This window comes from Dysgonomonas sp. Marseille-P4677 (assembly GCF_016652235.1).
GTDB lineage: Bacteria > Bacteroidota > Bacteroidia > Bacteroidales > Dysgonomonadaceae > Dysgonomonas.
In genome coordinates this window covers 1-26,918 of the sequence record NZ_JAEPKU010000003.1, presented here as the reverse complement: position 1 = coordinate 26,918, position 26,918 = coordinate 1, and the positions used below count along the sequence as shown (strand labels likewise).

General features: G+C 34.9%; 26 protein-coding genes. 12 read left to right on the top strand and 14 right to left on the bottom strand.

All coding sequences use genetic code 11. From position 1 onward, the window contains the following. The first annotated feature begins 311 nt into the window (after nt 1-311). Together JGH11_RS01500 and JGH11_RS01495 are read left to right on the top strand one after the other, a co-directional pair. Entirely contained in the window at nt 312-746 is a 435-nt protein-coding gene (locus JGH11_RS01500; protein ID WP_201109792.1) for a DUF1896 family protein, read from the top strand. Continuing rightward, the gene (locus JGH11_RS01495) at nt 736-6,387 is read left to right on the top strand and encodes a helicase-related protein (protein WP_201109791.1); all 5,652 of its coding nucleotides are present in this window, start codon (nt 736-738) and stop codon (nt 6,385-6,387) included. The genes JGH11_RS01500 and JGH11_RS01495 overlap by 11 nt, the downstream gene beginning before the upstream one ends. An 83-nt stretch (nt 6,388-6,470) precedes the next feature. Here JGH11_RS01495 and JGH11_RS01490 read toward each other — a convergent pair whose 3' ends face one another. The 11 genes from JGH11_RS01490 to JGH11_RS01440 form a co-directional block, all read right to left on the bottom strand. After that, nucleotides 6,471-6,770 (bottom strand): helix-turn-helix domain-containing protein, encoded by a 300-nt coding sequence (locus JGH11_RS01490; RefSeq protein ID WP_201109790.1) that lies wholly within the window; start codon nt 6,768-6,770, stop codon nt 6,471-6,473. A 191-nt stretch (nt 6,771-6,961) separates the two neighbouring features. Further along, nucleotides 6,962-7,501: a dihydrofolate reductase family protein gene (locus tag JGH11_RS01485; protein WP_201109789.1), complete on the bottom strand. Its 540-nt coding sequence runs from the start codon at nt 7,499-7,501 to the stop codon at nt 6,962-6,964. A gap of 257 nt (nt 7,502-7,758) precedes the next feature. Beyond that, entirely contained in the window at nt 7,759-8,610 is an 852-nt protein-coding gene (locus tag JGH11_RS01480) for an RteC domain-containing protein (RefSeq protein ID WP_201109788.1), read from the bottom strand. Between the two features lie 190 nt (nt 8,611-8,800). Then, nucleotides 8,801-9,301 carry a cyclophilin-like fold protein gene (locus JGH11_RS01475; protein ID WP_236263822.1) on the bottom strand — a complete coding sequence of 167 codons (501 nt, stop codon included), beginning with the start codon at nt 9,299-9,301 and terminating at the stop codon, nt 8,801-8,803. Nucleotides 9,302-9,303: 2 nt separating this feature from the next. Beyond that, complete coding sequence (locus JGH11_RS01470; RefSeq protein ID WP_201109787.1) at nt 9,304-9,867, bottom strand: sugar O-acetyltransferase; 564 nt, start codon at nt 9,865-9,867, stop codon at nt 9,304-9,306. 4 nt (nt 9,868-9,871) lie between these two features. After that, nucleotides 9,872-10,867 carry an alpha/beta hydrolase gene (locus JGH11_RS01465; protein ID WP_370567551.1) on the bottom strand — a complete coding sequence of 332 codons (996 nt, stop codon included), beginning with the start codon at nt 10,865-10,867 and terminating at the stop codon, nt 9,872-9,874. Nucleotides 10,868-11,071: 204 nt separating this feature from the next. After that, a complete protein-coding gene (locus JGH11_RS01460) occupies nt 11,072-11,881 on the bottom strand; it encodes an AraC family transcriptional regulator (protein WP_201109785.1) in 810 nt (269 codons plus the stop codon). Between the two features lie 138 nt (nt 11,882-12,019). Further along, on the bottom strand, nt 12,020-12,193 hold the full coding sequence (locus JGH11_RS01455; protein ID WP_201109784.1) for a hypothetical protein: 174 nt from the start codon (nt 12,191-12,193) through the stop codon (nt 12,020-12,022). A 17-nt stretch (nt 12,194-12,210) separates the two neighbouring features. Beyond that, nucleotides 12,211-13,005: a DUF4382 domain-containing protein gene (locus JGH11_RS01450; RefSeq protein ID WP_201109783.1), complete on the bottom strand. Its 795-nt coding sequence runs from the start codon at nt 13,003-13,005 to the stop codon at nt 12,211-12,213. A 259-nt stretch (nt 13,006-13,264) separates the two neighbouring features. Beyond that, complete coding sequence (locus tag JGH11_RS01445) at nt 13,265-13,564, bottom strand: helix-turn-helix domain-containing protein (RefSeq protein WP_201109782.1); 300 nt, start codon at nt 13,562-13,564, stop codon at nt 13,265-13,267. 8 nt (nt 13,565-13,572) lie between these two features. Further along, entirely contained in the window at nt 13,573-13,845 is a 273-nt protein-coding gene (locus JGH11_RS01440; protein WP_201109781.1) for a helix-turn-helix domain-containing protein, read from the bottom strand. Nucleotides 13,846-14,406: 561 nt separating this feature from the next. Here JGH11_RS01440 and JGH11_RS01435 point away from each other — a divergent pair. Further along, the gene (locus JGH11_RS01435; RefSeq protein ID WP_201109780.1) at nt 14,407-15,627 is read left to right on the top strand and encodes a site-specific integrase; all 1,221 of its coding nucleotides are present in this window, start codon (nt 14,407-14,409) and stop codon (nt 15,625-15,627) included. A 64-nt stretch (nt 15,628-15,691) separates the two neighbouring features. Here the strand turns inward: JGH11_RS01435 and JGH11_RS01430 are convergent, their stop codons facing one another. Both JGH11_RS01430 and JGH11_RS01425 read right to left on the bottom strand, forming a co-directional pair. Continuing rightward, nucleotides 15,692-15,991, bottom strand: coding sequence for a helix-turn-helix domain-containing protein (locus JGH11_RS01430; protein ID WP_201109779.1), 300 nt, complete (start codon nt 15,989-15,991; stop codon nt 15,692-15,694). An 8-nt stretch (nt 15,992-15,999) separates the two neighbouring features. Further along, nucleotides 16,000-16,278: a helix-turn-helix domain-containing protein gene (locus JGH11_RS01425; RefSeq protein ID WP_201109778.1), complete on the bottom strand. Its 279-nt coding sequence runs from the start codon at nt 16,276-16,278 to the stop codon at nt 16,000-16,002. A 451-nt stretch (nt 16,279-16,729) separates the two neighbouring features. On the opposite strand from JGH11_RS01425, the gene JGH11_RS01420 reads away from it, so the two are divergent. Beyond that, the gene (locus JGH11_RS01420; RefSeq protein WP_201109777.1) at nt 16,730-17,236 is read left to right on the top strand and encodes a nitroreductase family protein; all 507 of its coding nucleotides are present in this window, start codon (nt 16,730-16,732) and stop codon (nt 17,234-17,236) included. 26 nt (nt 17,237-17,262) lie between these two features. On the opposite strand, the gene JGH11_RS01415 is transcribed toward JGH11_RS01420, so the two are convergent. Beyond that, nucleotides 17,263-18,117, bottom strand: a complete 855-nt coding sequence (locus JGH11_RS01415) for an AraC family transcriptional regulator (RefSeq protein ID WP_201109776.1) — start codon at nt 18,115-18,117, stop codon at nt 17,263-17,265. 84 nt (nt 18,118-18,201) lie between these two features. Here JGH11_RS01415 and JGH11_RS01410 point away from each other — a divergent pair, with 84 nt between their 5' ends. The 8 genes from JGH11_RS01410 to JGH11_RS01375 all read left to right on the top strand — a co-directional run. Next, nucleotides 18,202-18,993, top strand: coding sequence for a PhzF family phenazine biosynthesis protein (locus JGH11_RS01410; RefSeq protein WP_201109775.1), 792 nt, complete (start codon nt 18,202-18,204; stop codon nt 18,991-18,993). A 76-nt stretch (nt 18,994-19,069) separates the two neighbouring features. Further along, the gene (locus tag JGH11_RS01405; RefSeq protein WP_370567547.1) at nt 19,070-19,333 is read left to right on the top strand and encodes a hypothetical protein; all 264 of its coding nucleotides are present in this window, start codon (nt 19,070-19,072) and stop codon (nt 19,331-19,333) included. After that, on the top strand, nt 19,308-19,682 hold the full coding sequence (locus JGH11_RS01400; RefSeq protein ID WP_201109773.1) for a hypothetical protein: 375 nt from the start codon (nt 19,308-19,310) through the stop codon (nt 19,680-19,682). The genes JGH11_RS01405 and JGH11_RS01400 overlap by 26 nt, the downstream gene beginning before the upstream one ends. Nucleotides 19,683-19,840: 158 nt before the next feature. Next, the gene (locus JGH11_RS01395; RefSeq protein ID WP_201109772.1) at nt 19,841-20,176 is read left to right on the top strand and encodes a helix-turn-helix domain-containing protein; all 336 of its coding nucleotides are present in this window, start codon (nt 19,841-19,843) and stop codon (nt 20,174-20,176) included. A gap of 302 nt (nt 20,177-20,478) precedes the next feature. After that, nucleotides 20,479-21,066, top strand: coding sequence for a BfmA/BtgA family mobilization protein (locus JGH11_RS01390; RefSeq protein ID WP_201109771.1), 588 nt, complete (start codon nt 20,479-20,481; stop codon nt 21,064-21,066). Nucleotide 21,067: 1 nt separating this feature from the next. Next, the gene (locus tag JGH11_RS01385) at nt 21,068-21,862 is read left to right on the top strand and encodes a DUF5712 family protein (protein WP_201109770.1); all 795 of its coding nucleotides are present in this window, start codon (nt 21,068-21,070) and stop codon (nt 21,860-21,862) included. Nucleotides 21,863-21,956: 94 nt separating this feature from the next. Then, nucleotides 21,957-25,979: an NACHT domain-containing NTPase gene (locus JGH11_RS01380; protein ID WP_201109769.1), complete on the top strand. Its 4,023-nt coding sequence runs from the start codon at nt 21,957-21,959 to the stop codon at nt 25,977-25,979. Between the two features lie 282 nt (nt 25,980-26,261). Further along, on the top strand, nt 26,262-26,918 hold a 657-nt coding region (locus tag JGH11_RS01375), incomplete at its 3' end, for an SIR2 family protein (protein ID WP_201109768.1).

Sequence of the window (26,918 nt, the reverse complement as noted above, 5' to 3'; positions counted from 1 at the left end):
CTGTTTTTAGTTTGGTTTTGAATTAATCTGTGGATAAGGCATCCGGGAATTGAATACCCTCGGATGCCGTTTTCATTTTCCATTGTAGTACTTCCCTGATTTTCTACAGAATTCCCCGCACGACACATTCGATTTTAGAGTCAGGAGGCATTCTGTCTTTTCTTTCCTCTAAAAACGAACAAGTCTTATTGTGGTGAATACCTGTTGCTGCTCCCTGCCGCAAGAGAAGCTCATTGCTACACTTGCGACCCAATCATAGGGAACAGCACTTTCCTTTCATTTTTTTATCCACAAATTAATTCAAACTATAAATGAAGAAAAAAGATAAACAGGAGTTATCCTATTATGGACTCCTATTACTCTCATACCTGAAAGAAAGTCATCCGGAAAGAATAGATGACAACGAGTTTATCCGGCTTCGCTCCGAATTTGCCGCAGAAGTATATGCTAATGCTATTAAAGATGGGTACTCTCATCATTCAGCTGGAGAAATGGCAATTTCCGTCTTGTATGAAGGTCTGTTGTTCTCCTGCTACGATACAATTCGCAATGTCCTGATAAATGAGTTCCCGATTATTCCGCCGGATCAGATAAATGACTTCGCAATGGAGTTGCTTATACCTTGTAAGGAAGTCTTTTCCGAATATCCGCTTGACGATTCGTTTATCAACTCTCCCGAATTTACAACACTGTACACAGAATTAGTTGGTTTCATTGATATATGGAGGGAAGAAAATGAGCTATAATAAAAAGGCTCATTTAAGAGCCAACATAGATGCAATCAAAACTATACTGAACCTTGACAGGGAAAACCGTCAGGCAACAGGAGCAGAACGGCAGATATTGCAGCAGTACAGTGGTTTTGGGGGATTAAAGTGTGTCCTTAATCCGGCTGCATCGCTTGCCGACACAGCTTCTTGGGCAAAATCAGAGATTGAACTTTTTCCCCTTGTCTCGGAGTTGCATAATGTACTTCGGGAAAACACAAACAATGAACGGGAATACCGTCAATACATAGGGAGCATCCAGAATTCCGTTCTTTCTGCATTTTATACGCCACCGGAGGTTATTGGAAGCATTAATAACGCCTTGCAGGAGAAAGGTATCATCATAGACCGGTTTCTTGATCCATCGGCAGGAACCGGAGCTTTTCCTTCTCAAATAAAACTGGCGGACGAAGCTGAAAGTATCTGTTTTGAGAAAGACCTGCTTACGGGAAAAATACTTTCCAGACTTCATCCTGAAACGAAGGTAAAGATTGAAGGCTTTGAACGTATTGAAGGACGGTACAATAACTATTTTGATGTGGTAGCCTCCAATATTCCGTTTGGAGAAATGAAAGTATTCGATCCTGAATACAGGGCAAAGAAGCAGTCTGTTTATCAGGAATCCACCAACTACATACATGATTATTTCTTTCTCAAAGCTCTTGACTCGGCAAGAGAAGGTGGTCTCGTTGCTTTTCTGACTTCGCAGGGAGTAGCCAACTCTCCTAAAGGGCTTCTGATAAGAACTTTTCTGATGTCGCAAGCCGATCTGGTATCGCTGGTCCGTCTGCCCAACAATCTTTTTATTGACAGTGCGGGTACGGAAGTGGGCAGCGACTTGATAATCCTGCAAAAGAATACCGCCAAAAAGATTTTGCCGAAACGGGAACTCAATTTTGTAAATACTCACGAAAACGAAAAAGGAGAATCTATCAATAATCTTTTCGCAGACAATAACCTCAACAGAATAGTTCATACGCGGATTTTGGAAGACACGGATATGTACGGACGACCGTCTTTTATTTATCTGCATGACGGAGGCACAGAGGGAATTGCCATTGATCTGCAAGAAATGCTTACGGAAGATTTCACTCAGAATCTGAATGCAGAGCTATATCACAGTAATTCCGTTAAAACACATATAGTTGAAACAATACCACAGACAGGAGTTTCGGCAGAAAACTTTCAGGAAACGGGTTTGTCTTTCGATGAACAAGATAAAAGCATCTTTGAACAGTATCCTCCGAATACTGAAGATTATAAAATCAGGGAAGAAAAACCTGAGCCGGAAGAGTTACTGGAAATCAATGTATCAGCTCCGGTTGTATCGCTGTATGACCTTTGGGGGTTTTCGGAAGAAGAGCGAACACAGGTTAAACCTAAACGCGGACACAAGAAAGAAACGGCAGTAAAAAGTAAGCCCATACAAACGGATCTGTTTGGTGATCCGGTAAAAGAGCAACGAGTAAGGCCGGAACAGCCTAAGACTGGTACAACTGCCCCACAGGAAAAGCCGACAAAGGAATCTGCTTATCCTGTTTCTGATGCCCGAAAAGAAGAGGCTCAAAAACAATGGGAAGAACACATGAATCCCCGACCTTATTCGGGAGAACTCAAAGTGTATCATAAAGAAGGTACTTTAGTAAAAGAAGGGAATGGGCAAATCGGTGTACTCAAGAAGCGCTATTCGGATGGAGCGGAATTTCATCCTTTGGATATTCCTCATTTTCAGAAAGGAAAACTTGAAAAGTATATTGAAATTCGTGACATCTATAACGACTTGTATGATTATGAAGCCGGGAATCTGGTTGAAGATGCAGATTTACGCAAAAAACTCAACAAATCCTATGATTCTTTTTTAAGTCTATACGGTAACCTGAACGACAAGCGTAATCTCAATACCCTGAAAATGGATGCAGGGGCAACCGCTATCTTAGCCCTTGAACGAAGCATCGACGGTAAACTTCATAAAGCGGACATTTTCGATCATCCGGTGGCATTTAATCCCAATGAATTGGTATCGGTAAATACCTCAGAAGAAGCCTTGATCGCTTCATTGAATAAGTATGGTGAGTTCCGCATGGATTATATGCTTTCGCTGCTGGAAAACAAAACTCCCGATGAGTTGATTCATGATCTTGAAGGAAGAGTGTTCTTCAATCCCATTATTCAGAATTTTGAAATACGGGATAAGTTTATTGCCGGAAACGTCGTAGAAAAGGCAGAACGGGTTGAACACTACCTGAGCAAACATCCTGATGATACCCAATCGCAAAAATCCCTTGCAGCCTTGCACGATGCCAAACCGCAGGCTATCCGTTATGAAGAGCTGGATTTTAATTTCGGAGAACGATGGATACCAATGAACGTGTACGAAAAATATGCTTCAGGTCTATTCGATACGAATGTTCAAATAGATTATTATGCATCACGGGATGACTTTAATGTATCGGCATCTAATCCTAATCTTATTATCTACGAAAAGTTTGCGGTAAAGAGTGAATCGCAATTATTTAATGGTATTCATCTGATGAAGAATGCCCTGCTGAATACAACGCCCAATATTACAAAAACCATTCAGGTACGTGACAGGGAAACAGGAGAAATAAAAAATGTAAAAGTTCCCGATGCAGAAGCCATACAGCTTGCAAACAGCAAGATTGACGAGATAAGAAGCGGCTTCCCTGAATGGCTGGATAATCAGTCACAGGAGTATAAGGATAAATTGACAGACCTTTATAACCGGAAATTTAACTGCTTTGTCCGTCCCCAATACGATGGATCGCACCAGACATTTCCCGATCTGGATTTCAAAGGTTTGGGTATACCTGATCTATACCAGTCGCAGAAGGATTGTATCTGGATGCAGAAGTTGCTTGGCGGTGGAATTGCGGATCATGAGGTAGGGGGCGGAAAGACCCTTATCATGTGTGTATCAGCTTATGAAATGAAACGCTTGGGAATTGCAAATAAACCGATGATCGTCGGGTTGAAAGCCAACGTTCATGAAATAGCCCACACATTCAGGACTGCTTATCCCAATGCTAAAATCCTTTATCCCGGCAAAGAAGATTTTACGCCGACCAACCGCCAGAAGATTTTCAATGAAATTAAAAATAATGATTGGGATTGTGTAATTCTCACTCACGATCAATTCGGGAAGATTCCCCAATCCCCTGAAATACAACAGGAGATATTTCAGGCAGAACTGGATAGCGTAGAAGAAAACCTTCGCATACTTGAAAATCAAATGGGGAAAGCTGCATCCAAGCGAATGAGGCGGGGACTGGAAATAAGAAAACAAAATCTGGAGGTAAGACTTAAAAGCCTTTCTGAACAGATAAAGGACCGGACAGATGATACCGTTGATTATAAACTGATGGGGATAGACCATTTATTCGTTGATGAGAGTCACCAGTTTAAGAACCTGATGTTTACCACACGCCATGACCGTGTGGCAGGCTTGGGAAACCCCGAAGGAAGCCAGCGGGCAATGAATATGCTTTTTGCACTTCGTACCATGCAGGAACGTAAAGGCAGAGATCTGTGTGCGACATTTCTTTCAGGAACGACCATATCCAACTCTTTGACGGAATTATACCTGTTGTTTAAATATCTGCGTCCTAAAGAACTGGAAAGACAGGAAATTAGATCGTTCGATGCGTGGGCTGCTATTTTTGCCAGAAAAACAACCGATTTTGAATTTTCCGTTACCAATCAGATCGTTGCGAAAGAAAGGTTCCGGTATTTTATCAAAGTGCCCGAATTGGCCGCCTTTTACAATGAAATTACAGATTATCGTACTGCCAGAGATATCGGAATCGACCGGCCCGAAAAAAATGAAGTTTTGCATAATATTCCACCGACACCACAGCAGGAAATTTTTATTCAAAAGTTAATGCAATTTGCGAGTACGGGAGACGCTACTATTTTAGGCAGATTACCGCTTTCTGAAAGTGAAGAAAAAGCAAAAATGCTAATTGCTACCGATTATGCCCGCAAGATGGCCTTGGACATGCGGATGATAGATCCTGCCTACGATGACCATGTGGATAACAAGGCTTCTCATTGTGCAGCTAAGGTTGCAGAATATTATAAAAAGTATGAATCGAAAAAGGGAACGCAGTTTATCTTCAGTGATCTGGGAACATACAAGCCTAACGAATGGAATCCCTACAGCGAAATAAAGCGTAAACTGGTAGAAGACCACGGGATACCCGCCCATGAGATACGGTTTATTCAGGAGGCGAAAACCGAAAAATCCAGAAAAGCGATGATTGAAGCAATGAATGAAGGGCGAATACGTGTTTTATTCGGTTCTACATCGATGTTGGGAACCGGAGTTAATGCCCAGAAAAGGGCTGTAGCTCTCCATCATTGCGATATTCCGTGGCGACCGTCGGATCTGGCTCAGCGTGATGGCAGAGCCGTCCGGAAAGGAAATGAAATTGCCAAGGAATTTGCCGGAAACAAAGTTGATATTATAATCTATGCCGTTGAAAAATCGCTTGACTCCTATAAGTTCAATCTTCTTCAAAACAAGCAAACCTTTATCAATCAACTTAAAACGAATACACTCGGTAGCAGGACGATTGATGAAGGGAGTATGGATGAGGGTAGTGGAATGAACTTTTCCGAATACGTTGCGATCCTTTCAGGTAATACCGATTTACTGGAAAAAGCCAAACTGGAAAAGAAAATCAATGCCTTGGAGTCGGAAAGGCGTTCTTTTGAGAAGGGAAAATCTTCGGCAATCTATAAACTGGATGATAGTATCCGGCAATTAGACAGTAACAATGAATTTATTTCCCGAATGACACAGGACTGGTCTGTTTTTTCTTCGCGGGTGCAAAAAGACAAGAGTGGAAATTACCTGAATCCGGTCAGCTTGGATAATTTTAATAGTGCAGACCCGAAAGCTATCGGGAAAAAACTCAACGAGATTGCTGATAATGCCCGGACTAATACAGAGTATTTCAATATTGGCGAATTATACGGGTTTAAGATTGTCGTTAAGTCGGAACCAAGTCAAAAGGAAGGTGTGCTTTTCAATGACAACCGCTTCTTTATTGTAGGGGATAGTGGTGTGAAGTATAATTACAATAATGGACATCTTGCCGTAGATCCGCTTACCGCATCCAGAAATTTTATCAATGCGTTGGACAAGATACCTTCTGTTTTAGAACAGTATCGGGAGAAGAATAAGGTTATTGAGAAAGATATTCCTATTCTGAAAGAAGTAGTTAACTCTTCGTGGAGGAAAGAGCCGGAACTCAAGGAATTGAAAACGGAATTGGCTGCATTGGAAAGAAGGATACAATTAACCCTGACTTCCAAACCTGATGTTATTGATGGAGAGATTGTAAGTGAAAAGAACGATATTAAAATACAACAAGAACAACCTGTATACGAAGAGTATTCTGAAAACTGGCAACGTCCTAAAATAGAAGTGCCTCCGGTACCGAAATACCCGAACGTACGGCCTGTTTCTATAAGTATCAAAGAAGTAATGCAGGGAATAAAAGAAAGAGAAAAGGATATTGTTTTAAATGAAATATCTTCACAACCCTCTTCAGTAGAACAGCAGCCTGTACAACAAACCAGACGTTTCAAATTATAAGCATGTCATTCCTGAATAGGAAAAAAGCCTTTGCATGATTTATGCAGAGGCTTTTTACTTCCTATCCGGTTATGGATAATTTTTTAATCCGTAAAATTGTCTCGTCCGGTATTGTCTTTCGACAAATATTCCTTGATGAACTTTTTTACATCAGACTCATAATACAAGGTTTTTTGTCCAATCTGAAAATACTTTAAAGCACCCAGACTACGGTAGCGTTGCAAGCTGCGTTTGCTTAGTTTTAGCATGAGGCATAAGTCCTGATTATCATACAGCCTCTCTCCGTTCAGAATATTCCGGGCTTTAACACATGAGAGTATTTCATCAAGTTTTCCCAATACAGAAAATACAGCTGTTTCAAATTTCGTTTCGTCTATTTCCATTGTGTCGTTTTAAAAATCCGGCGCAAAGGTCTGTTAATTAAACAGCAATATTTCCCACCTTGGGAAAAGTATTTCCAAAGAAGAATTTAACTTATTATTAATAAGCTGGAATAATCAGCAAATAAGAGATTGCGTAAAGATGAAATAATGGGAAGAAAAAATGGTTTTTTCGTAAATACAACTGAATCTGTTTATTCCGACACTTTACGATAGACTGTTTGCATTAATCCGTTTTTGAAAAGTTCTGTTTTTTCTATATACCAACTGCTGGTTGGAAAGTAAACAGGAAACAAGGAAATACCACCACCGAGAAGGATCGGAATAGTAGAAATAGTCATTTCATCTATCATGTCATGCTGTAATAGCATCTTCGTGAGTATTCCTCCGCCAAATAAAGCAATATCACCTCCCTCTTCATTTTTTATTTTGGCTATTTCTTCAATGGCGTTTTTTGTGATGTTATAAATGTCGCAATCTATTTTGATATCGATAGGTTTACGGGATATAATATATGTCGTTTTACTCTTATATGGCCATACAACATCCATACACAAAAGACTCCGGTAGGTTTGTCCTCCGATTAGTACAGCATCGATTCCGGACATGAAGTTTTTATAGCCGAAATCTGATTTTTCAGAATTGGGAAACTCTCTTAGCCAATCCAAGTCGCCATCTGATGTGGCGATATAGCCATCAATTGTAGAGGCTATATACAATTTGATTTTTTTCATGATTAGATATTCTATTATATAAAATAAAAAAGTGTGGAACTTGCATTGTTCCGGCATAGAGGTACTGGTATACCCGAAAAACGAAACAAGCAAGCCCACACCATATTTGTATATAGCATGAGCATTGCACATTTCGTCTCGTTTTTCTAAAAAATTACCAGTTTTCTATACCGAGACGCTTTGCGAACGCTGACTTTTACATGTTTTTCAAGAAGTATCTCTCACTTCTTTATAATCCTCTTCCATGCAAAGATAGTTTATTTTTTATCAGCTTGATTCATTCTGTCATTCAATAACTTTATCAATTTATCGAGGTAGGTAGTTCTGCTATCTCCCTTTCTTTCGCGTATTTCAATAAAAATGTGGTAATAATCCCCCAAATCAATATTAAAAACAATTTCAATATAATCAACAAGGTCTTTAATTGTAACATTACCATTGTTAAAACTGGCAGCTTCGATCCAGGCATATATTTGTTCTACCAATTCCGCTTTCTTACCGGTCCATGTGATCCGTATTTTAGGTAAAATCAGATAGTTTTCCATGCTGTTTGGACACTTGTCCAATTCTGCCAATTTTGAATCAACATATGCGGCGAGCATTTCATTTGCAAGTATCTTAGTTACCTTAAAATCGTAACATGTAGAGAAACTGCTGTCTTTTTCAAAATGATAGCTATCCAGAAGCAAGTGGATATCGGGCTTACCTCTAAGAAAATAGATATAGTCCAGATGTGTATTTCCTGAGCGGTAATATTGGTAAAAGTCCAAATTCATATCAAAGAAATATTTAATCCGGTTTTGTACACGTTGCAAATATGCTTTCCGGTCTTCTACACTACCGGTAGGCATCCTCATTTCAATATTGTAAACTTTACTGTGATAGACCAGCAGGCTAAATAACCGGGGTTTTGTCTCCTTAAAAAACTTTATTTCTTCCGATTTATCCTTGAAAGAATAATTATTGATGAATAATTTTAGCTCTTCAAAGGCATTTTCCAGTATAGGAATTATTAATTTGGATGTTTGCAGTGTAGTATATCCTTTCTTTTCTATTTCCTGAATGTCTCGAAGTATTTTATTCTTTAATGTTGATACATACTTTTTCATAAATTCTTTTGAATATTGCATCTATACTTCTTTTCCCACAGAATGTCTTGCCAAAACGGACAGCAATTTAGGATTCTATGATTTAACTTCAATTTGGTATAAAAAAAGCCATAGTTTTCTCTTTTCTATGGCTCATGCTCATGTATAACTATAATAATAAAAAGAGGTTAACTATTATATATTGCTGTTGCTATTCACCCAACTCAAATATAACTGTGGCATTACCTAATCCGATAGCTTCTTTTAATTTGGAAGAATCATCTATGCTGCCAATTTTAGTATAGCTGTAAGAAGTAGAAAATGTCTTATAAAAAAGGACAAGGGTTTTCGACCCGTACAGCATTATATCTCCGCTATGGATTGTGCCTGAATTGCTTGCTGCTGTCGGTAAGCTATTTGGTAAATCATAATATTTTTCGTTACGATTAAGTTCATTCATGGTTATTGTCATCGGTAACAACGATTTGAATGCCTTTGCCGTAGCATTGTCCTGTAGTGTAGCAGTAAACTTAGTCTCACCTATGGTTATTTGTAGTTTCACATTATCCTTTTTCTCCCCCGAATTATTGTCATCGTCCTGTTGTTCGGGTTGAGTAGGAGGTGCATCAGGAATAGTTTTATCATCTTCACTACATGCCGAAAGGCTCGTTATTATCATAAAAGAAAATACAATCAGCATTAACTTCTTCATAATTATTCCATTTTTATCTTTCTAATAATTTTAGCAGGATTGCCACCTACTATGGTATTATCGGGTACATCTTTTGTTACTATTGCCCCTGCTGCCACTATTGCATTCTTTCCGATAGTCACACCGGGAAGTATCACTGCTGCTGCACCTATCCAAGCGTTTTGTTTTATCAGGATTGGTTTTGTGTAAACATTATGCCTGAGTTCGGGCTGTTCTGCATGATTCTCGGTAATAATATTAACGTTCGGACCGACAAAAACACCATCTTCCAATGTAATGCCGCCTCTATCCATAAATATGCAACCACTGTTTACAAATACTTTCTTCCCGAAACGGATAAATTGCCCAAAATCAGAATAGAAAGGGGGCACTATCCATATTGTTTCATCTAATTGCTGTCCTGTCAGTTCGCTGATAATATTACGTGTCTGCTCTGGTGTATGGAAGGAGGCATTAAGTTGACCTGTTATACGCATACCTCTTAAAAGAGCTTCATACAGTTTCGGATAATCGGGGTCGGTTTCAAGGATAAGTTCCCCTTGTTTCATTTTTTCAAATATATCCATGTTTTTATTTCAAATTCTCGTTAAAAAATGACTTTAGTTTGTCGAAAGGAATCACATCCAAACGGTCGTATAAATCAACATGAACAGCGTTAGAAATAATCATCAACTCTTTCGGCTCGGAAGCAGCATTATAAGCATCTTCGCTGAAATAGCGGGAATGTGCGTTTTCTCCTGCAATCAGCAATATAGGTCTTGGCGATATTTCTTTGATATAAGTCAAAATCGGCATATTCATTAACGAAAATGAATTGGTAATAGTCCACGATCCATTTGAATTTATAGAACTTGGATGAAAACCCCGTTCGGTTTTATAGTAATCAAAATAGCTTTTTACAAATTCAGGTTCATCGCCTTTCAATTTGTCAGGGTTTGGGCATTGCCCATAGGCTGGTTTTCCATTCTCTGCATCTCTCCAACGTTGCAGGCTCACTTGTTCTAATGCTTTTGTGCGTTCATCTAACGTTACTTTGTCGAAATAACCTTTTGATGCGGCACGTGTTATGTCATACATACTTGTAGCTACGACTGCTTTAATTCGCTTGTCAACAGCAGCAGCATTTAAGGCAAAACCACCAAATCCACAAATACCGATCATGCCTATTTTGTTTCTGTCAACTTTTTTTTGTATTCCCAAAAAGTCAACTGCCGCACTTAAATCTTCTGTGTTAATATCAGGCGAAGCTACATGGCGAGGCTCACCTCCACTCTCTCCTGTATAAGATGGATCAAAAGCAAGTGCAATAAAACCACGTTCTGCCATGCTTTGAGCATAAAGCCCTGATGATTGTTCTTTTACCGCACCAAAAGGGCCACTTATTGCAAGAGCAGGTAAAAGTTCATCACTACTATTTTTCGGAGTGTACAAATCTCCAACAAGTGTAATTCCGTAACGATTTTTGAAAGTAACTTTTTGACAAATAACTTTATCGCTTACAAGAAAAGTCTTTTTGTTAATATCTTCTGCAATGCTTGCATTTTGTGCTGATACCAGATTGCTCATAACAACTACTATTAATGTGAATAAATAAAACTTTTTCATTTTCTTCTGATTTTAATTACATCTTGCAATATTACTATAGAGCAAAGTATTTGTTTTCGCTAGAAAGCTCAATGTTTTTCGCTTATAGGCTCACTCTTTTAAGCAAAAAGCCGCAAAGCAATGAGCTTTACGGCTTAAATATTTATCAGAAGAAATTATTTTCTTCTATCTGCGTGGAGAAAATCCATATTGTCTTTTGAAAGCAGCATAAAAATGAGAAAGGTTTTTAAATCCTACTTCCACATATACATCGCTTACCTTTTTATTCTCATTTTTAAGTTTATTGTACGCAATGTCCAATCTCTTGTTGATAAGCCATTTTTGAGGTGAGAGATTACTTATTTTGGCAAAATCACGTTTAAAAGTAGCAAGGCTTCTGCCTGTATAGGCTGCTATTTCTTCCATTGTCAGGTCGTCCATATAGTTCTCATTCAGAAAATCAAGAATATCAATCTTCCAAGGTTCAGTAAAATCAAATAGCACAGGAAAGAAATCCTTATCTGTATTTAATAAGCAATAGATACCTTCTTGCTCTTTCAGATTTATAATTTCACTTGCAGGCTGTACAGAAGTGTCAAAATATGGAGTTAAAGACTGGAAAAGGCTATTTATATCAGGACGTAATGGTATTTTGAATATACTCTCCTTCGGAACTTTTGCATTATTTGGAATAGCAGTTTTATCTATCCTACTATAAAAATCACGAAGGAAATTTCGTTTAAAGGTCATAGATATTCCTTTATATTGATCTGTATCAGAATACAATTTCGTCATTTTTACTCTGTGGTTGCGACGGATGAATACACATTCGCCTGACTCAATAACAGTTTTCTTATTTCCTTCTTCAACAATCAGTTTTCCTGAATATAGATAAACTAAAGTATGATCTTTGGTAGCGTGTACGCAGCTTGTATTATTATCAGAGAAGCATGATAAGAAAGTACCCGAGTAGTTTATTGTTTTTAGTGTATCCATATTGATCTGATTTGACAATCAGTAAAAATAAGGATAAAATTTCTATTATTTTCGCTGATAGGCTCATTGTTTTTTGTTAAGAAGCTCAAAAATATTTTTAGGATGATTATCTTAAATGTAATATCTATTTTATCTCAGTTATTTATTTTGTCCGGGTGCATATGGTTTTGCAGACTGACTTCCAGTAATTTTCTTTACCTGACCTGGCGGTACTTTACCTGATCCTGTAGTTTTAATGCTGATACACGAATCAAAAGAAAACAATAAAATTAAAATGAAACTTAAACTTATGCAGAATTTTGTTTTTCTCATTCTATCAACTCTTTAGGTTATTCCTTTGTTAGTGTTATATTTCCCAAATCATTTACTTGCTCTGTAACAACTGAAATTTCAGATAATTCATGGTCTTTATATCCACTCGCTTTGTCTGCTTCAAAAACTACTTTCCATGAATGGCTTGGTTGTAAACCGGATATTAGAAAGTATCCATCATTTAGACGTGGATGAGCCAACACACTATCAGTGCCTAAAATAGCCCATACGATGGCATTGGCTTCTTGTGGCAGTACGAATCCTTTAATACTTCCGCTAGTTGCATCTGTATAGGTACGTATAACAGGTTTTAATTGAAATTTACCGGAACCCGTTTCCACAATAGAACGAGTAGCGTCAAAATCAATCCAAAGTCGATAAACAATATTAGATACTAGTTCATCGTGTAAGTTTAATTTTAATCCACTTTGTTGTGCTGAAGGAGTTTCCAGTTCATAGCGTTGTCCATCTTTCACCACAGAATTTCCCTCATTCCCTAAAATTAATCTAATTTGACTAATCTTCCCGATAGGCACATCTTCATTGGCTAATAGTACATCAACTCCATTTTGTAATTCAAGTAAATTATAAATACCTGTTTTTAGCAGATTTAGTTCTATCCAGTCTGAATTTACATGTAGAGCAACAGATTGGATATTAATATTCACAGCGTCGTATTGCGCAGGTGCATCGGTTAAACGTATTTCTACGGATGTAGTTCCCTTAATATTTTCATTGTCGTTATCGCAACTTATAAAACCAAAAACCAACGTCAATAATATCCAAATAGTGAGAGAATGAATCTTTTTCATATAACTACAATCTTGAATTAGTAATTTGGGACAAAAATTCCCCTTGTTCTATAAAATAAAACATTTTTCTCTCACGGAAAGTTTTTCGTGTGATTTTTTAACAAAAAACATAATCCTGAAATCTGATAATCATTTTATTCGTTTTGTCCAGTAATTTGACTAAAGTTGTATCTCTGCCATGAATCATGAGATTTACTGTTTCCAAGAAAAACGTCCTAAGGACAAGCATGTAAGTTAGTTTGAATGAGAATTAGAGGACTCAAAATTTAGCAAAAGCTTGATTATAATTATCATTCAATAATTGCTGTATGTCTGATGTTTTATAGAGTATCTTGCCTTCCACTTTATAAAAAGGTAATAATCCCCTATCTCGATAATCCTGTAAGCAACGCTTAGAAACATGTAGTATTTTGCATAGCTCATTATTGTCTAAAAACTGTTCACCGGATAAAGATAGCTTTTGGTTCTTAATACCTTTCGTTATATAGATCTTGAGTTCTTCTATTAACGACAACAATTCTTTCATTTCAGGAGATTTACTATTCAAGATATCATTCATTTTCTTTTTTATTTTTTGTTCTTCAATTGTTCGATAAATTGTTCAATATCTGAGGCTTTATAATAGCATTTATATCCTATTTGTGAAAAAGGAATAATTCTTTTGTCTCGATAGTTTTGAAGGGTTCTTAGGGAAATACCGAGTAACAAACATACTTCCTGATTGTCTAACCATTTATTGGAAGTGCAATTTGATTGTAGCTGCCGACTTAATTCCAATACCTCTTTTACTCCGTTTTTTATAGTTTCCAAAGTCTTTGATTCAATAATAGATACCTCCATATGTTTTATTTAAATTAATATATTCAAAATTCAAACTCTCACTTTCGATTTCTGGAACAAAGAAATGTAAGATAATTCTTAAAGACAATAACTCTCAAAAAAGTGGTGTCATTTGGCAGAGGTTGTCTTTTGCTAATTTTTTTACTTATGAGCCTTTTGTTTTTCAAGAAAATAATATAGCTTTGTAGTAACAGAACCGACAAAGAAGAGTCTTGTAAATTGAAGTAAATTCTGAGTGTGTTTATAGTTGTACTTCACTGTTTAAGATTTGTAAGACATTGATATATAGGTGCGATGTAGGGAGTTTCGATTCCTGGTGGCACCACTTTTAAAAGACTTAAAATGAAGCAAATCCTTGAAAGTTAACCCTTTCAGGGATTTTTCTTTTATACCAATTTCCACTTTTTCGGCAAAATTAGGCAATAAATCGTGTGCAAAATCGTGACCAATTTAGGGTCTCGAAAAAAAGGTCACGATTTAGGTCTTAATTCTCTGATTTGCTTATTGTTGAAACTCGCTAAAAATTCAAATAATTATCTTTAAACGATTAAATTTTAGCGTATGAAACGACAAACTTTTAATGTCCTTTTTGTTATAAGAAAGACTAAACTAAAAAAATCGGGGAACACTCCAATTATGCTTCGTATTTCTATGCAAGGACAACAAGCTGAAATCCAATTAAAACGTGATGTAAACCCTGCGTTATGGAATCAGGCAAAAGAACGATGTACAGGCAAGGATATAACATCTCAGGAGATTAATCGCTACTTGGAGTCTGTTCGTCATCGTCTGTATGATATTCATCGTACAATGGAGGAAGAAGGCAGATTGATTAATCCCAATGAAATAAAAAGGAAGTTTCTTGGAGTGGACGAAGAGCATAAAATGTTCTTTCAGGTATTTCAGGAACATAATGACAAATGTCGAGAGCTGATTAGCAAAGATTATGCTAAGGTTACGATCTCTCGTTTCGATACTTGCCTAAAGTATTTTAAAGAAATGGTATTAACGAAACATAAAGTAAAGGATATTCCTCTGAGAGACGTTAATCATGCACTTATTCAAGATTACATCCATTTCTTGAAAGTTGAAAAGAATCTATCAGAAAATACATTGATTCGCTATATGAAAGTGATTAAGAAAATAACGAATATGTCTATTGCGAATGATTGGATTCAGAAGAACCCATTTGTTAATATCAAGTTTCATGAGCAAGAGGTGCACAAAGAATTCCTGACTAAAGAAGAACTGGAGATATTGAGAACAAAGGAATTTGATATTCCTCGCCTTGATTTAGTTCGTGATGTTTTTCTCTTCCAATGTTTCAGCGGATTAGCCTTTATAGATGTATCAGAGTTGAGAGAGGAACATATTGTGCCTGATAACGAGGGTAATTTGTGGATTCGCAAGAGCAGACAGAAAACAAACGTCATGTGTAATGTTCCATTATTAGATATTCCCCTGCAAAAATTGGAGAAATATAAAGATCATCCACTGTGCCAAAAGAAAGGTACTTTATTACCTGTTATGGCTAATCAAAAGATGAACTCTTATCTGAAGGAAATTGCCGATTGCTGTGGAATTAAGAAGAATCTAACCACGCACGTGGCGCGACATACGTTCTCGACTGTGGTTGCCCTCGCCAATAATGTATCGTTGGAAAATGTGGCTAAAATGCTTGGTCATACCAGTACAAAGATGACACAGCGATATGCAAAAGTCTTAGATCAAAGTATCTGGCGGGATATGCAAGGAGTAAAAAAGAAATTTGCATTAAAGTAAAAGACAAACGGCTGAGTATATCACAACACTCAGCCGTTTTTGGAAACAAAAAACACAAATCACGTTACAAAACACCCTCAGAATTATAAGACGGTCGAAACCTCTCTTCCAGCACCTTCTTTATATCCGACTCTCTAAACAAGACTTTCCCTGGCAACTGGATAAATGGCAAAATTCCGTTATTTCGGTAGTCTTGTAAAGACCGTCGGCTTATTTTTAGAATATTGCAAAGTTCTTCACTTGTCAGATAGCGTTCCCCATCGAACAGAGGTTTATGCGTTTTCATAATATATTCTATATAGGGCAAAGCATCTTTCAGAGTTTGCAGAAGCTCTTGGCTATCTTCGTTTGTATAAACTTCCATGAGTTTTATTATTTTGGTTTACCTTTTTCAATCAATGCCTTAACATCATTGATACGATAGTAGATTTTCTTTCCAATAGTAGAAAAAGCGAGTTTCCCTCTTTCACGAAGAGATTGCAGATAACGAGGCTTTACATTCAACGAACAAGCTAATTCTTTCCCTTCTATCCATTCTTGTTCGATAGATAGACTTTCAGTTGAAGGCTGATTTTTGGAAAGTTCCGCTAATCGTTCTAACTTTTGCTTGAATGAATCAAAAGATTCTCTTTCTATTCCTACGATATCCATATTATGCGATTTTTTCACAAATATAGATTTGTAAGAGATCGGTTTTTATAAATGCAATTTAGTGGCGGTAAGTGTGTTCTATTGTCTTTCTTTCATATGAACACAAAGGTATAAGCAAGAGAATAACTAAATCAAGGTCGAGCCCTTCGGGTTTGTACAAATAATCTTCCAAGTCTGCGACTAGCGTATTATTTGACAAAACCTTGCTTTTATTATTCTCTTTTTAAATGGGTTGCTTATCAGTTGTAAGAAAAAATAATATTCCAAAATAGAATAGGTAATAATTTAGAAATAAACGAACAGCTTTGCTCTGTTTAGTTCTTTCATTGTTTCTAATAACTCTACTGCATAGATGAGTTTTTATCAAAATCATACATTATAAACGAAAATAGATACAGTATTAAGTGTATTTTCATGTGTAATTTTGCTCCCAATTAATAATTGAGAAAATATGAATTTTTTAGAACTTACAAAAAAACGTAGATCAATAAGGCAATTTATATCTAAAGAAGTTGAAAAGGAAAAATTGAATTATATTTTGGAATGTGCTAGGTTTGCCCCTTCTGCTGTTAATATTCAACCTTGGCTTTTTTTTGTCGTGCAAAGTGATACAAAAAAGAGAGAGCTACAAAAAGCATATCCTAACAGGTGGATAGATTCAGCTCCCATTTACATTGTAGCTTGTGCGGACTTCGAGCAGTCATGGAAACGCTCGTATGATAATAAAGACCATGCGGACATTGACCTATCTATTGCTATTGAGCATATTTGTCTTGCTGCAACAGAACAAGGGCTTGGAGCTTGTTGGGTTTGTAATTTCGACCCGTCTATTTGTTCTCAAGCTCTAGAGCTACAAAACAGCATTTATCCTGTAGCAATAATACCTATAGGCTATTACAATACTGAACTCAAACCTTCAAATCGGAAGGCTATTGAAAAAGTTGTGAAGTTTATTTGATTGAAATGCGAAGAACAGGAAGCGTACTAGTCTATGCTTCCTTTTTTATTTTGTGCTGATCTAAAGTTACCGGGACTTATTCCCCTGTATTTTTTGAATAGTTTATATAAATGGCTTTCGTCTGTAAAACCAAATTCGTTGGCTATTTCATTAATACGCATATCACTATACAGAAGCCTGTTTTCTATCATATTTAATCTGTAGTTGATAATATATTGCTGTAATAATACGCCTGTATGTTTTTTAAAATATCGACCAAGATACAATTCGGAAATCTTAAAAGATGAAGAAATTTCTTTGGCAATCAATTTTTCAGGATTATATATATTGAAATGTATATAGTGTATAATCTCCATTATTCTTGCATCAGAATAATTATTTAGCATTTCGGGCAAAGAGAGTGTTAAATTTCGAGCAGCTATTATGATCAATGTATTTATTAATTGCCTGACAAATTCTTTATCGTATAAATCCGCTTTCTCTTTTTCGCTCAAAATAGCCTCAATAATTGGTCTTACCAGTTGAATATCTGCCTTATTTCTCAGTATACATCCACAATACTTATCAGCATTGCTCAGAATAAACTTCAATCTTTTTGCACTTTCACTTGAAAGGACATTAGCATTGATGTAGTTTTCATGGAAACGGACAATAAAGAATTCGGTTTTGGTTTCTACTTCAAAGGAATGATGGTCTTTAGGTGTGATTAAATAGAAATCTCCTTTACAATACCTAAATACATTACCATTTACATCTTGTGTACCTGTACCCGAAAGGATGTAAAGTAACTCAAAGAAAGAGTGCCCATGTTGGTCTAAAGGGCATTTATTTGTATTCAGATATACAATTTCGTAAGGTTGAAGCAGATTCATTTTTTTCATATCACAAAAATACATCATTTAGTCAAATAAATACAGTTTGTGTGATTTATAATTGTATAACTTTGACAAAAATATTTTATAATCATGAGTAAATATAAACTATATCAAGTTGATGCATTTACAGATAAGTTGTTTTCGGGTAATCCAGCTGCTGTATGCCCACTTAGTGAATGGATAGATGATGGAATAATGCAAAAAATAGCAATGGAAAATAACCTTGCCGAAACTGCATTCTACGTTAAGAAAGGTGAGCAATATGAAATAAGATGGTTCACTCCAAATATTGAAGTAGATTTATGCGGACATGCAACTTTAGCTTCGGCATTTGTTTTATTTCAATATGAGAACCACCAAGGAGAATTAATTGATTTTTATTCTCCCAGAAGTGGAGCATTGAAGGTAACAAAAAATGCCAAAGGTTTTACGTTGGATTTTCCTGTCGATGAATATCATAAAATCTCAATTTCAGAAGATATTATAAGTTGTTTTAATAGAAAGCCGATTGAGGTGTATAAAGGTAAAACTGATTATATGCTAGTTTTTGAAAATGAAACAGATATAGTCAATATTACTCCGCAATTAGAGAATATAAAAAAGCTAAACGCACGAGGTGTTATTATTACAGCAAAAGGAAAAAATGTAGATTTTGTTTCAAGATTTTTTGCTCCCCAATCAGGAATAAATGAAGACCCCGTAACAGGTTCAGCACATACTACTATGACACCATATTGGGCTGTCAAACTAAATAAAAACGACCTGTCAGCAATCCAACTATCCGATCGTAGAGGATATTTGCAATGCAGATTTTTAGAAAATAGGGTCGAAATAAGTGGACAGGCCAAACTATATCTTACAGGCGAAATTCATATTCAATAAATGAGTTTGCATTTCATTCAGCATACATGGATTTAACAATATATTATCCTTTTTATTCACTTTAAAAAATATGCAGATGAATGATTTATTAAAGATGAAGTTTTTCAGTTTGTTGTCTGAAAGCTCACAAGTAACGACCGATGAAATGAAAAGCACCTATGAAAATTTTGTAAATAAAGTAGAAAACCTGAATCAGTCTGATAGAGATTACACAACAATCTATCGAACACTATGTTTGACTCGTATCGAATTAGCATCCCTGTCAAAGCAATTCGGATACGAGCAGGGGGAAAAATGCGTTAAAAAATCTCTACTTGCAGAAAGCTATTTCTCTTATTGATTCTGAGCTAGTTTTATTAGAAACAAGATTCACCCATCCTGAGAAATTTGTAAAGGAGCAAACTTTTAAATCTGATCTTTATATTGTCCCTAAGTCGAAAGACTTGGGGATTATCGGTTTATCTGAAATCGTAGAAAGCCTTTACCTAAGTCAAAAAATACTGAATGCAGAAGGTAAGCCTGCAAGTAAAAATCAGATTGGCAATAAATTTGAATTAATATTTAATGTCTCTTTTGGAGATATTTCAAATAAGACAAGTGAAATATATAAGCGAAAACCATTTAACCGAACTAAAACCCTTGACTTTCTTCGTAATATGATAATGCGTAAGGATAAAGAAAAAAGATGAAAAATAATGTATTTATAACGCATTGGATATAAATAGATTGTAAACAACTATTAGAGGGGCAATTAACTACCCCTCTATTTTTCTGTCTCTAATTGTCGGTTCTTTGCCTTACCAATCGATTGGAATTAACAGAGGTTTAATTTCAAAAACAAAGAATTATGTACTTAGACAATAATGATTTTACTCTATGGATGGAAAAGCTATCCAAGAAACTCAGTGATATAGGCAAAGATCTGAAAACAGTAATAACTACAGGGGAAGCATTTGTCAATGATGACAAGCTACTTGACAATCAAGACTTGGCATTTCTGCTAAAAGTGAGTTATCGGACTTTGCAACGCTATCGGAACAGTGGCAAGCTCCGCTACTTTCTTGTCAGGCACAAGACTTTCTATCGCATGGCTGATGTCAAAGATTTTATCCAATCCTATGCCTCAAAGAAAGAGATTGTAATGTTCAATAAAGGCATAGAAGAAAGCAAAATCCTGAAATGATTCTGCTGTTTTTAAGCTAAGCAGAATGAAGCAAAATGGCGAGGGCTGTGCTAATCAATCGCCCTCCCAAAAGACTCCGTATTTCACATGAACAGTTTCGTCTATCGACTCTGACTGTTATGTGAAATTAAGCAAGAGGGAACTGGACTTCGTCCTGTTCTTCCTCTTGCCCTGCGGGGCAAAGCCTTCGGCTTTAGTGCTTTATGAAAAAGCACTGTAATTAGTCCGACAATTAGTTATTTTGTTTAATAGCTAATTGTCAGATGTTTAGAACAATGATTTTCCATTAAAAAGTAATTAGTATGCAAAATCAGAATAAAAAAATAGTGTTTACCACTATCTCCATAGATAAGGAATGTAGTAAATCAGTAGATAAAATATGTAAACGCTATTCACTGAAAAAGAGTGAAGCTATAAAATTAGCTTTTCTGTATTTGGATAAGGCAAATATCAATCCAAGTGAAGCTCCCGAATCTACAAAAGCAGAACTTCGGAAGATTAATAAGCGGCAAGATGATCTGATCCGTTTTATCCGACACTATGAAGAAGAACAACTCAATCCCATGATACGGACGAGTAATTCAATAGCGAGTAGATTTGATATTATTGTCAAATCAATGGAGAACATTATCCTTTCTAATCTTAAGGATAATCAGGAGGGGCAAAACAATCTGCTAAAGATGTTGAGTGAAAAATTCACAGGGCACGCAGATGCTATTAATAATCAGGCTAAACAGCTTGTAACCATACAGAAAATACAGCAGAAGGATAATCAAAAATTACTACAACTAATTAACCTGTATTCTGATTTAGCAAATTGTGGAGTAATGGAATCCAAGAAGAAAGAAAGTCTACGAATTGAAATAGCCAATCTGATAAATAGTCAATAAAATGAATATAGATTTTCCTCCACCATCAAACGGGGTATATAATAATGCAGGAAGTTGCAGACGGCTAGGGAACTATCTGGAGCACGAGGACAATGAACGGATGGAGAAAGGTATTTATACGGAAGGTTTTTTCAATCTGACAGAAGAGAACCTTTACAAATCACAAGTAGTGAAAGATATCGACAATAACAAAGCCCAACTGCTTAAAACGGATGCTAAGTTTTATGCTATCCATATAAGCCCATCGGCAAAAGAATTGCTAGCAATGGGAGCAACCGAACAGGAACAAGCCGAAGCCATGAGAAGATATGTTCGGGAGGTCTTTATTCCTGAATATGCCAAGAATTTTAATAAAGGACTATCGGCAGAGGATATTAAGTTCTATGGGAAAATACATTTTGACCGAAATAGATCGGAAAATACAGAAGGGAATATGCACTGTCATATTATTGTAAGCCGTAAAGACCAAGCGAATAAAGTCAAGCTCTCACCATTAACCAATCATAGGAACACGAAGAAAGGTGCTATCAAGGGAGGATTTGATAGAACGAACTTATTTCAGCAAGTGGAAAAGGAATTTGATAGACTCTTCGATTATAATCGTCTACTAGAAGAAAGCTTTGAATATTATAATACGATGAAGAATGGAACTATTATAGAGCAAATCAGTATGCAAGAACGGATGAATGAATTAACTAATTCACTACAACATGATGACATGAATTCTATAGTTTATTCAGTCAAGCAGAAAAAACAAGAAGATGATAAGAGACAAAATAGAGGGCTGAGGAGATGATATTTTGCTTAAAAACACTCAATTATCATCCTTAATTTCTATTCTCAGAATTAATAAATATAAATATCTTTGTTTAAATTAATTAAGAAACCATATGTCTCTATTTGCAACGATACTACCTTTTATAAAAACAGGAGCAACTTCTACTATTTCAAGGCTTGCTTCTCAGCAAATAACAAAATTAGTATTTAGCCCTAGTACTGCAAAAACATTTCAAAGAGCCTATGATAAGGCTTTGTCTCTTCACCAAAAAGGGGAAAAAGCGAAAATATTATCAGATTCTTATTCTGTCGATATTTTAGAAAGAATAGCAGAGATAGACACATTGAATACGGATGATGAGTCTAAAAGATTCCTGAAACTTCTTGCTTTTGAGTTACTGCAAAACACAGAAACCGTAGGTCTCGTTTTAAATTATAAAATTGATGCAGTCCTTCATAAATTAGAGAATATTGAAAATGAACTGAAAGATGAGACTATCTATAATCATAATTCCTTTATAGAATCTAATATTGATGTTTTTATCCCTCGCACACTGACAAGAATAAATCAAAATGAAGGGAACGGGGAAAGAGTTTTGTTTTCACATGAGCAGTATTCTTCCATAATTAATGACAATCAATATGTTGTTGTTTTAGCCAATGCAGGAATGGGGAAAAGTACATTGTTAAAGCAAATAGCGATTTACATTGCAAAAGATAAAATTTATTATCCCGTCTTTGTTAATCTAAATTCTTATTCAGCAGATCAGCCCTTAAATCAATATATTGAAATACGATATCCTCAGATAAAGAAGATCCAAAAAAATGAATTACTATTTATTCTTGATGGTTTTGATGAGATAGGTGTAGCGAGTGATGTAAAGAAAATACATGATTTAAAAGAGGTTTATAAAGAATCTAAAATTCTTTTATCAAGCAGATATAGTCATTATAAAAATACTCTAAGTGGTTTTGAGCAATACTATTTGAATGATATTAGTATTGAAGATATACATTCGTACATAAATGAAAAATACCCTATAATAGATTTATATTCTTTTATGAAAGAAGTAGGGCGAGTTGGGATTGAAAAATTAATTTATAACCCATTTTTTTTAAATATAATCATCAAATATTATATTGGAAATGAAAGTAAACTTCCAAAGAACAAACAGAGTTTGATACATGGGTTGCTAAGAGAACGGTTAATCCTTGATAAGGAACATTTCAGAGGACTTAATATTGATGATGAACTTATAATTATTGAAAATAATGCGAGAAGATTGTCTTTAATTATGGCTATGATGAGTAAAAGAGCCATTAAAGAAAAAGAGCTTCAATTTATTTTACAAAATAGAGAAGATCTTCAGAAATTAAAATCTGCTGTTCCTATAAAAAAAGATAATGATGAAATCTGGAGTTTTGAGCATGCAATATTTTTAGAGAATTTCGCGTCTGAGGCTCTTAGCTGTTTTGATGATTTTGAAGAGTTAAAGGCGTTAATAACATATAGCAATTCTGAAGTAATTATTGATGAGTGGAGTAATATTGTAGGTTATTTAGTAGGAATACTAGATATATCTTCCTCCATATATAAAGAAATGCTCAAATGGTTAATCAAACATAATCCAACTGTAATAGCTAAAATAGAGATAGATAAACTGACTATAGATGAGCGAGATAGTCTTTTGAAAAATATCTTTTTATATCATAAAGAAAAAACAACTTGGATAGGGCGAGATGTAACTAATAGCTTGAAAGAACATAAGTATTCGGAAGAAACTATAAAATTTTTATTTGAAGAAGTATGCAATTTGCATAATCATAGACGGGTTAGACTGAATGCCATAGAATTATTGGAGCATATTGATTTTTCTTGTTTAAATTATAGCCAACGAGAATTATTCACAAGAATGCTTATAAATCAGGTAGATATTTTGAAAGATGAAGATACAGAGCTATTAAGTGAATACTTAAGTCTAATACCTCCTCTTCAGTTGGGAGACCCTCAAATTGTCAATGAATTAATATCAATACTAGGGCATAGGAATTCATCTAATATAAAAATGGCTTTATGTAGTTTGATATATCAATGGCAACAATCGGATATACATATTATATACATTTTAGAAATAACGAAGTCTTTTATTTCAAATAGAGGAAATACTCGGAATGAAGATGCTGTCAAACAGTACTTTGCAACATATGACTTGGAATCAGTGATAAGAGGAATTAATAAATCAACGAATTTAGTAGCTCTCTTAAAACTATATACAGAGGCAGATTATGATAGGTCTAAAGCGAAGGATATTTTTAAGACTTTATTAAATCAAGCAGAATTATTGTTTGATGACTCATTATATCGAATTGTTCTTGAACTGTTTTATAAGAAATCTTGGTGGTTATTAGATAATTCAGCTTTTATTGAATTTATTGAACGAATGGATTTAAACAAGCGTATTTTATATGATATATTTGAGAGAGAAAGAGATGAGAAAAAAGAACATCCATACATGGATATCCTAATTAAAGATAAAGAGGATGTAGATGTTTGTTTTAAAGCATATGACGAGGGGATATGGGAGTTGTGGAAAATAGACAGTCTTTATCGTACCCTCTTATCTAATAATAAGAATCTAGCGGATTATATATTTGAACAACTCCAAGTAAGATATCAACATACACCAAAAGAGCCAAAAAATTATGATAAAGAACGAGTTCAAAGAAAACAGAAGGCTTTTGATATCCTAATTAATATTCCTCAGTTTAAAGCCGAATGTCTGAAAGTATTTGATGATAGAAGAGTAGAAACTATTTCTTACAAAGAAGTATTTGAATATAAATTCAGGGATGATGATGAGTTATCTTATGAAGATTTTGAAAATTCCTATAATCACGCTGTAGAGACACGCTTCAGAATGTGTAAGGATGATAATGGAAATATTGAAAAGCAAAATATTATTTCATATTTTGCTGATAAAAATATGGAACTTCATCAGATAGCGCATATTTATGATGTGTTAATAATAGGAGATCGTGATAAAGAAATTATTATAAGACCAAATCAACTTAAATATTTAGAAGATTGGTTTAAGAGGTATATTGACAAAACACCTTTTGCAAAAGCGTTAAGCGATTGTAGTAATAATAGCTACTCATTTGATAGAATAGCAATAATACTTATAGGTTTTTTAAAACGTTTTGATTTTGATTGCCCTATGGATAAACTATCAGAAATGACTTATCTAGCTTGGGAGTCAGATAGAGTTATTCATACTGATAATAGCTTTGTGAGTTTAGCTTATTTAGAAGAACGTATAGGAGAAGAGGAATTATCTAAACAAATTGTGAGAAATATACAAAAAGAAGAAAAAGATAGACCAGTCAAAACAATTTTAGAGAATCACTTATGCTACATAGTCGAAAAAAAGGTGAAAGAGCATTATTCACTTGTATTAAATCTACTATTAAATTCACAATTTGATAAATATGCAATAGATAGAGTTTTAAATACATGGTTTGAATCTGAAGATGATATTGATATACTAGTATGCTCTTTAGATAAGTTCCCTTTTTACAATCAATTAACTATTTGCCAGCAAGCCGTTAAGTTAGGTATGTATGAGCTCGTTTCTAAAAAAACAGAACAACTCATATATGAACTAGATAATGAAAAATATATTGAGGCTTTGAAACTTATGCTCAAAGCTAAAGATTTAAGAGGTCTTGAGATATATGTAAATAACACGCGTCTAAAAAAAATGTTTCCTACTGATAAATGGGATGCTAGAGACATCTTTATTTATGAGGATATTAAAGCATTGCCATATTATTTACAATTATTAGAATTATCATGGAAAAGGACTATTGGAAATACTGATAGTATGAAAGGGATAATAATTGAGGCTCTAAAGAACTTAGGTGTAGCATCTATCGATAATTGCAAAGAAGTTATAGAATCTATTAATATCTTCATGGTGGAAAATATTAATAGGCTTGAAGATATTACATTTTTAAATGATTTACTTGATGAATTGAACCATTTTTTATTGAGAAGTACATACCTAGCTCCAAATATTAAAGAAGCTGTTTCTATTATTGATGGGATGAATAAGGATTGGTGTTTTTTTATTTAGTATATTAAAAGACATCTTGTCTTTCTATTGAGTGAAATGATAAGTCATGATACGATATGAAGAAATTATTGGTAATAGACTGGTAAAGAAATACATTTCTGAAGTAAGGTTTGTGGTTTATACGTGATGCAATTGGTATCACAATAAATAAAGTAAATGGACTTTTGATCCAAAGCTTACAAGCTATCTTTCTTTTTAGGAGCCAGAATGACTAAAAAAACTTTAACAGACAAAATCTAATTATTCATATATTTGTGCATCATGCTTAAATTTTTAACTAATATGAAAAACTACCAATTTGATAAAGAATTACTAAATGCGATTAGAGAAGATAACTTAATCATTTTTGTAGGAGCAGGCATGTCATACAACTTGAAAAACTCTAAAAATAAAATACTTGGAGGATGGGGAAATTTGGTTACTCGGCTATTAGACAATTTAGAGGAGGAAGGTTACAAGATAACACATCTAAAAGAATTGGGGCTAAAACAAATCTATGAGCCAATTGTTCTTCTTGATTTAATTGAAAAAGACCAAGAAATTAGTAGAACAGATATAGTAAAGGCTGTAAAAGAATATTACAGTTTAGCTGATGAGAATGATTATTCTTTGCATAAAAACTTGCTAAAAATATCTCAGAAAATAATTACAACTAATTATGATGAAGCATTTGAATTTGCAGAACCAAATTTCAATAGAAACACAATCACGTTAGGAAGAGAATATGAACTCGCAAACCTGCATAGGACTAATTATCCAATGTTATTTAAATTACATGGTTGTATCAGAGAAGGAGATAAGATGATTATTCTTCCCTCTGATTACAGAAGATTATATAACGACAAAGATGAAGATTCTGAACGATTATTATTTTATTTAAAGAATTTAATTATTAATAAGACAATATTGTTTATTGGATGTGGCATGGGTGATTTTCAG

What these genes read in the sequence shown, in the direction of transcription:
- JGH11_RS01500 (WP_201109792.1), top strand. Translation starts at nt 312, where the DNA reads ATGAAGAAAAAAGATAAACAGGAGTTATCCTATTATGGACTCCTATTA.
- JGH11_RS01495 (WP_201109791.1), top strand. Translation starts at nt 736, where the DNA reads ATGAGCTATAATAAAAAGGCTCATTTAAGAGCCAACATAGATGCAATC.
- JGH11_RS01490 (WP_201109790.1), bottom strand. Translation starts at nt 6,770, where the DNA reads ATGGAAATAGACGAAACGAAATTTGAAACAGCTGTATTTTCTGTATTG.
- JGH11_RS01485 (WP_201109789.1), bottom strand. Translation starts at nt 7,501, where the DNA reads ATGAAAAAAATCAAATTGTATATAGCCTCTACAATTGATGGCTATATC.
- JGH11_RS01480 (WP_201109788.1), bottom strand. Translation starts at nt 8,610, where the DNA reads ATGAAAAAGTATGTATCAACATTAAAGAATAAAATACTTCGAGACATT.
- JGH11_RS01475 (WP_236263822.1), bottom strand. Translation starts at nt 9,301, where the DNA reads ATGAAGAAGTTAATGCTGATTGTATTTTCTTTTATGATAATAACGAGC.
- JGH11_RS01470 (WP_201109787.1), bottom strand. Translation starts at nt 9,867, where the DNA reads ATGGATATATTTGAAAAAATGAAACAAGGGGAACTTATCCTTGAAACC.
- JGH11_RS01465 (WP_370567551.1), bottom strand. Translation starts at nt 10,867, where the DNA reads ATGAGCAATCTGGTATCAGCACAAAATGCAAGCATTGCAGAAGATATT.
- JGH11_RS01460 (WP_201109785.1), bottom strand. Translation starts at nt 11,881, where the DNA reads ATGGATACACTAAAAACAATAAACTACTCGGGTACTTTCTTATCATGC.
- JGH11_RS01455 (WP_201109784.1), bottom strand. Translation starts at nt 12,193, where the DNA reads ATGAGAAAAACAAAATTCTGCATAAGTTTAAGTTTCATTTTAATTTTA.
- JGH11_RS01450 (WP_201109783.1), bottom strand. Translation starts at nt 13,005, where the DNA reads ATGAAAAAGATTCATTCTCTCACTATTTGGATATTATTGACGTTGGTT.
- JGH11_RS01445 (WP_201109782.1), bottom strand. Translation starts at nt 13,564, where the DNA reads ATGAATGATATCTTGAATAGTAAATCTCCTGAAATGAAAGAATTGTTG.
- JGH11_RS01440 (WP_201109781.1), bottom strand. Translation starts at nt 13,845, where the DNA reads ATGGAGGTATCTATTATTGAATCAAAGACTTTGGAAACTATAAAAAAC.
- JGH11_RS01435 (WP_201109780.1), top strand. Translation starts at nt 14,407, where the DNA reads ATGAAACGACAAACTTTTAATGTCCTTTTTGTTATAAGAAAGACTAAA.
- JGH11_RS01430 (WP_201109779.1), bottom strand. Translation starts at nt 15,991, where the DNA reads ATGGAAGTTTATACAAACGAAGATAGCCAAGAGCTTCTGCAAACTCTG.
- JGH11_RS01425 (WP_201109778.1), bottom strand. Translation starts at nt 16,278, where the DNA reads ATGGATATCGTAGGAATAGAAAGAGAATCTTTTGATTCATTCAAGCAA.
- JGH11_RS01420 (WP_201109777.1), top strand. Translation starts at nt 16,730, where the DNA reads ATGAATTTTTTAGAACTTACAAAAAAACGTAGATCAATAAGGCAATTT.
- JGH11_RS01415 (WP_201109776.1), bottom strand. Translation starts at nt 18,117, where the DNA reads ATGAAAAAAATGAATCTGCTTCAACCTTACGAAATTGTATATCTGAAT.
- JGH11_RS01410 (WP_201109775.1), top strand. Translation starts at nt 18,202, where the DNA reads ATGAGTAAATATAAACTATATCAAGTTGATGCATTTACAGATAAGTTG.
- JGH11_RS01405 (WP_370567547.1), top strand. Translation starts at nt 19,070, where the DNA reads ATGAATGATTTATTAAAGATGAAGTTTTTCAGTTTGTTGTCTGAAAGC.
- JGH11_RS01395 (WP_201109772.1), top strand. Translation starts at nt 19,841, where the DNA reads ATGTACTTAGACAATAATGATTTTACTCTATGGATGGAAAAGCTATCC.
- JGH11_RS01390 (WP_201109771.1), top strand. Translation starts at nt 20,479, where the DNA reads ATGCAAAATCAGAATAAAAAAATAGTGTTTACCACTATCTCCATAGAT.
- JGH11_RS01385 (WP_201109770.1), top strand. Translation starts at nt 21,068, where the DNA reads ATGAATATAGATTTTCCTCCACCATCAAACGGGGTATATAATAATGCA.
- JGH11_RS01380 (WP_201109769.1), top strand. Translation starts at nt 21,957, where the DNA reads ATGTCTCTATTTGCAACGATACTACCTTTTATAAAAACAGGAGCAACT.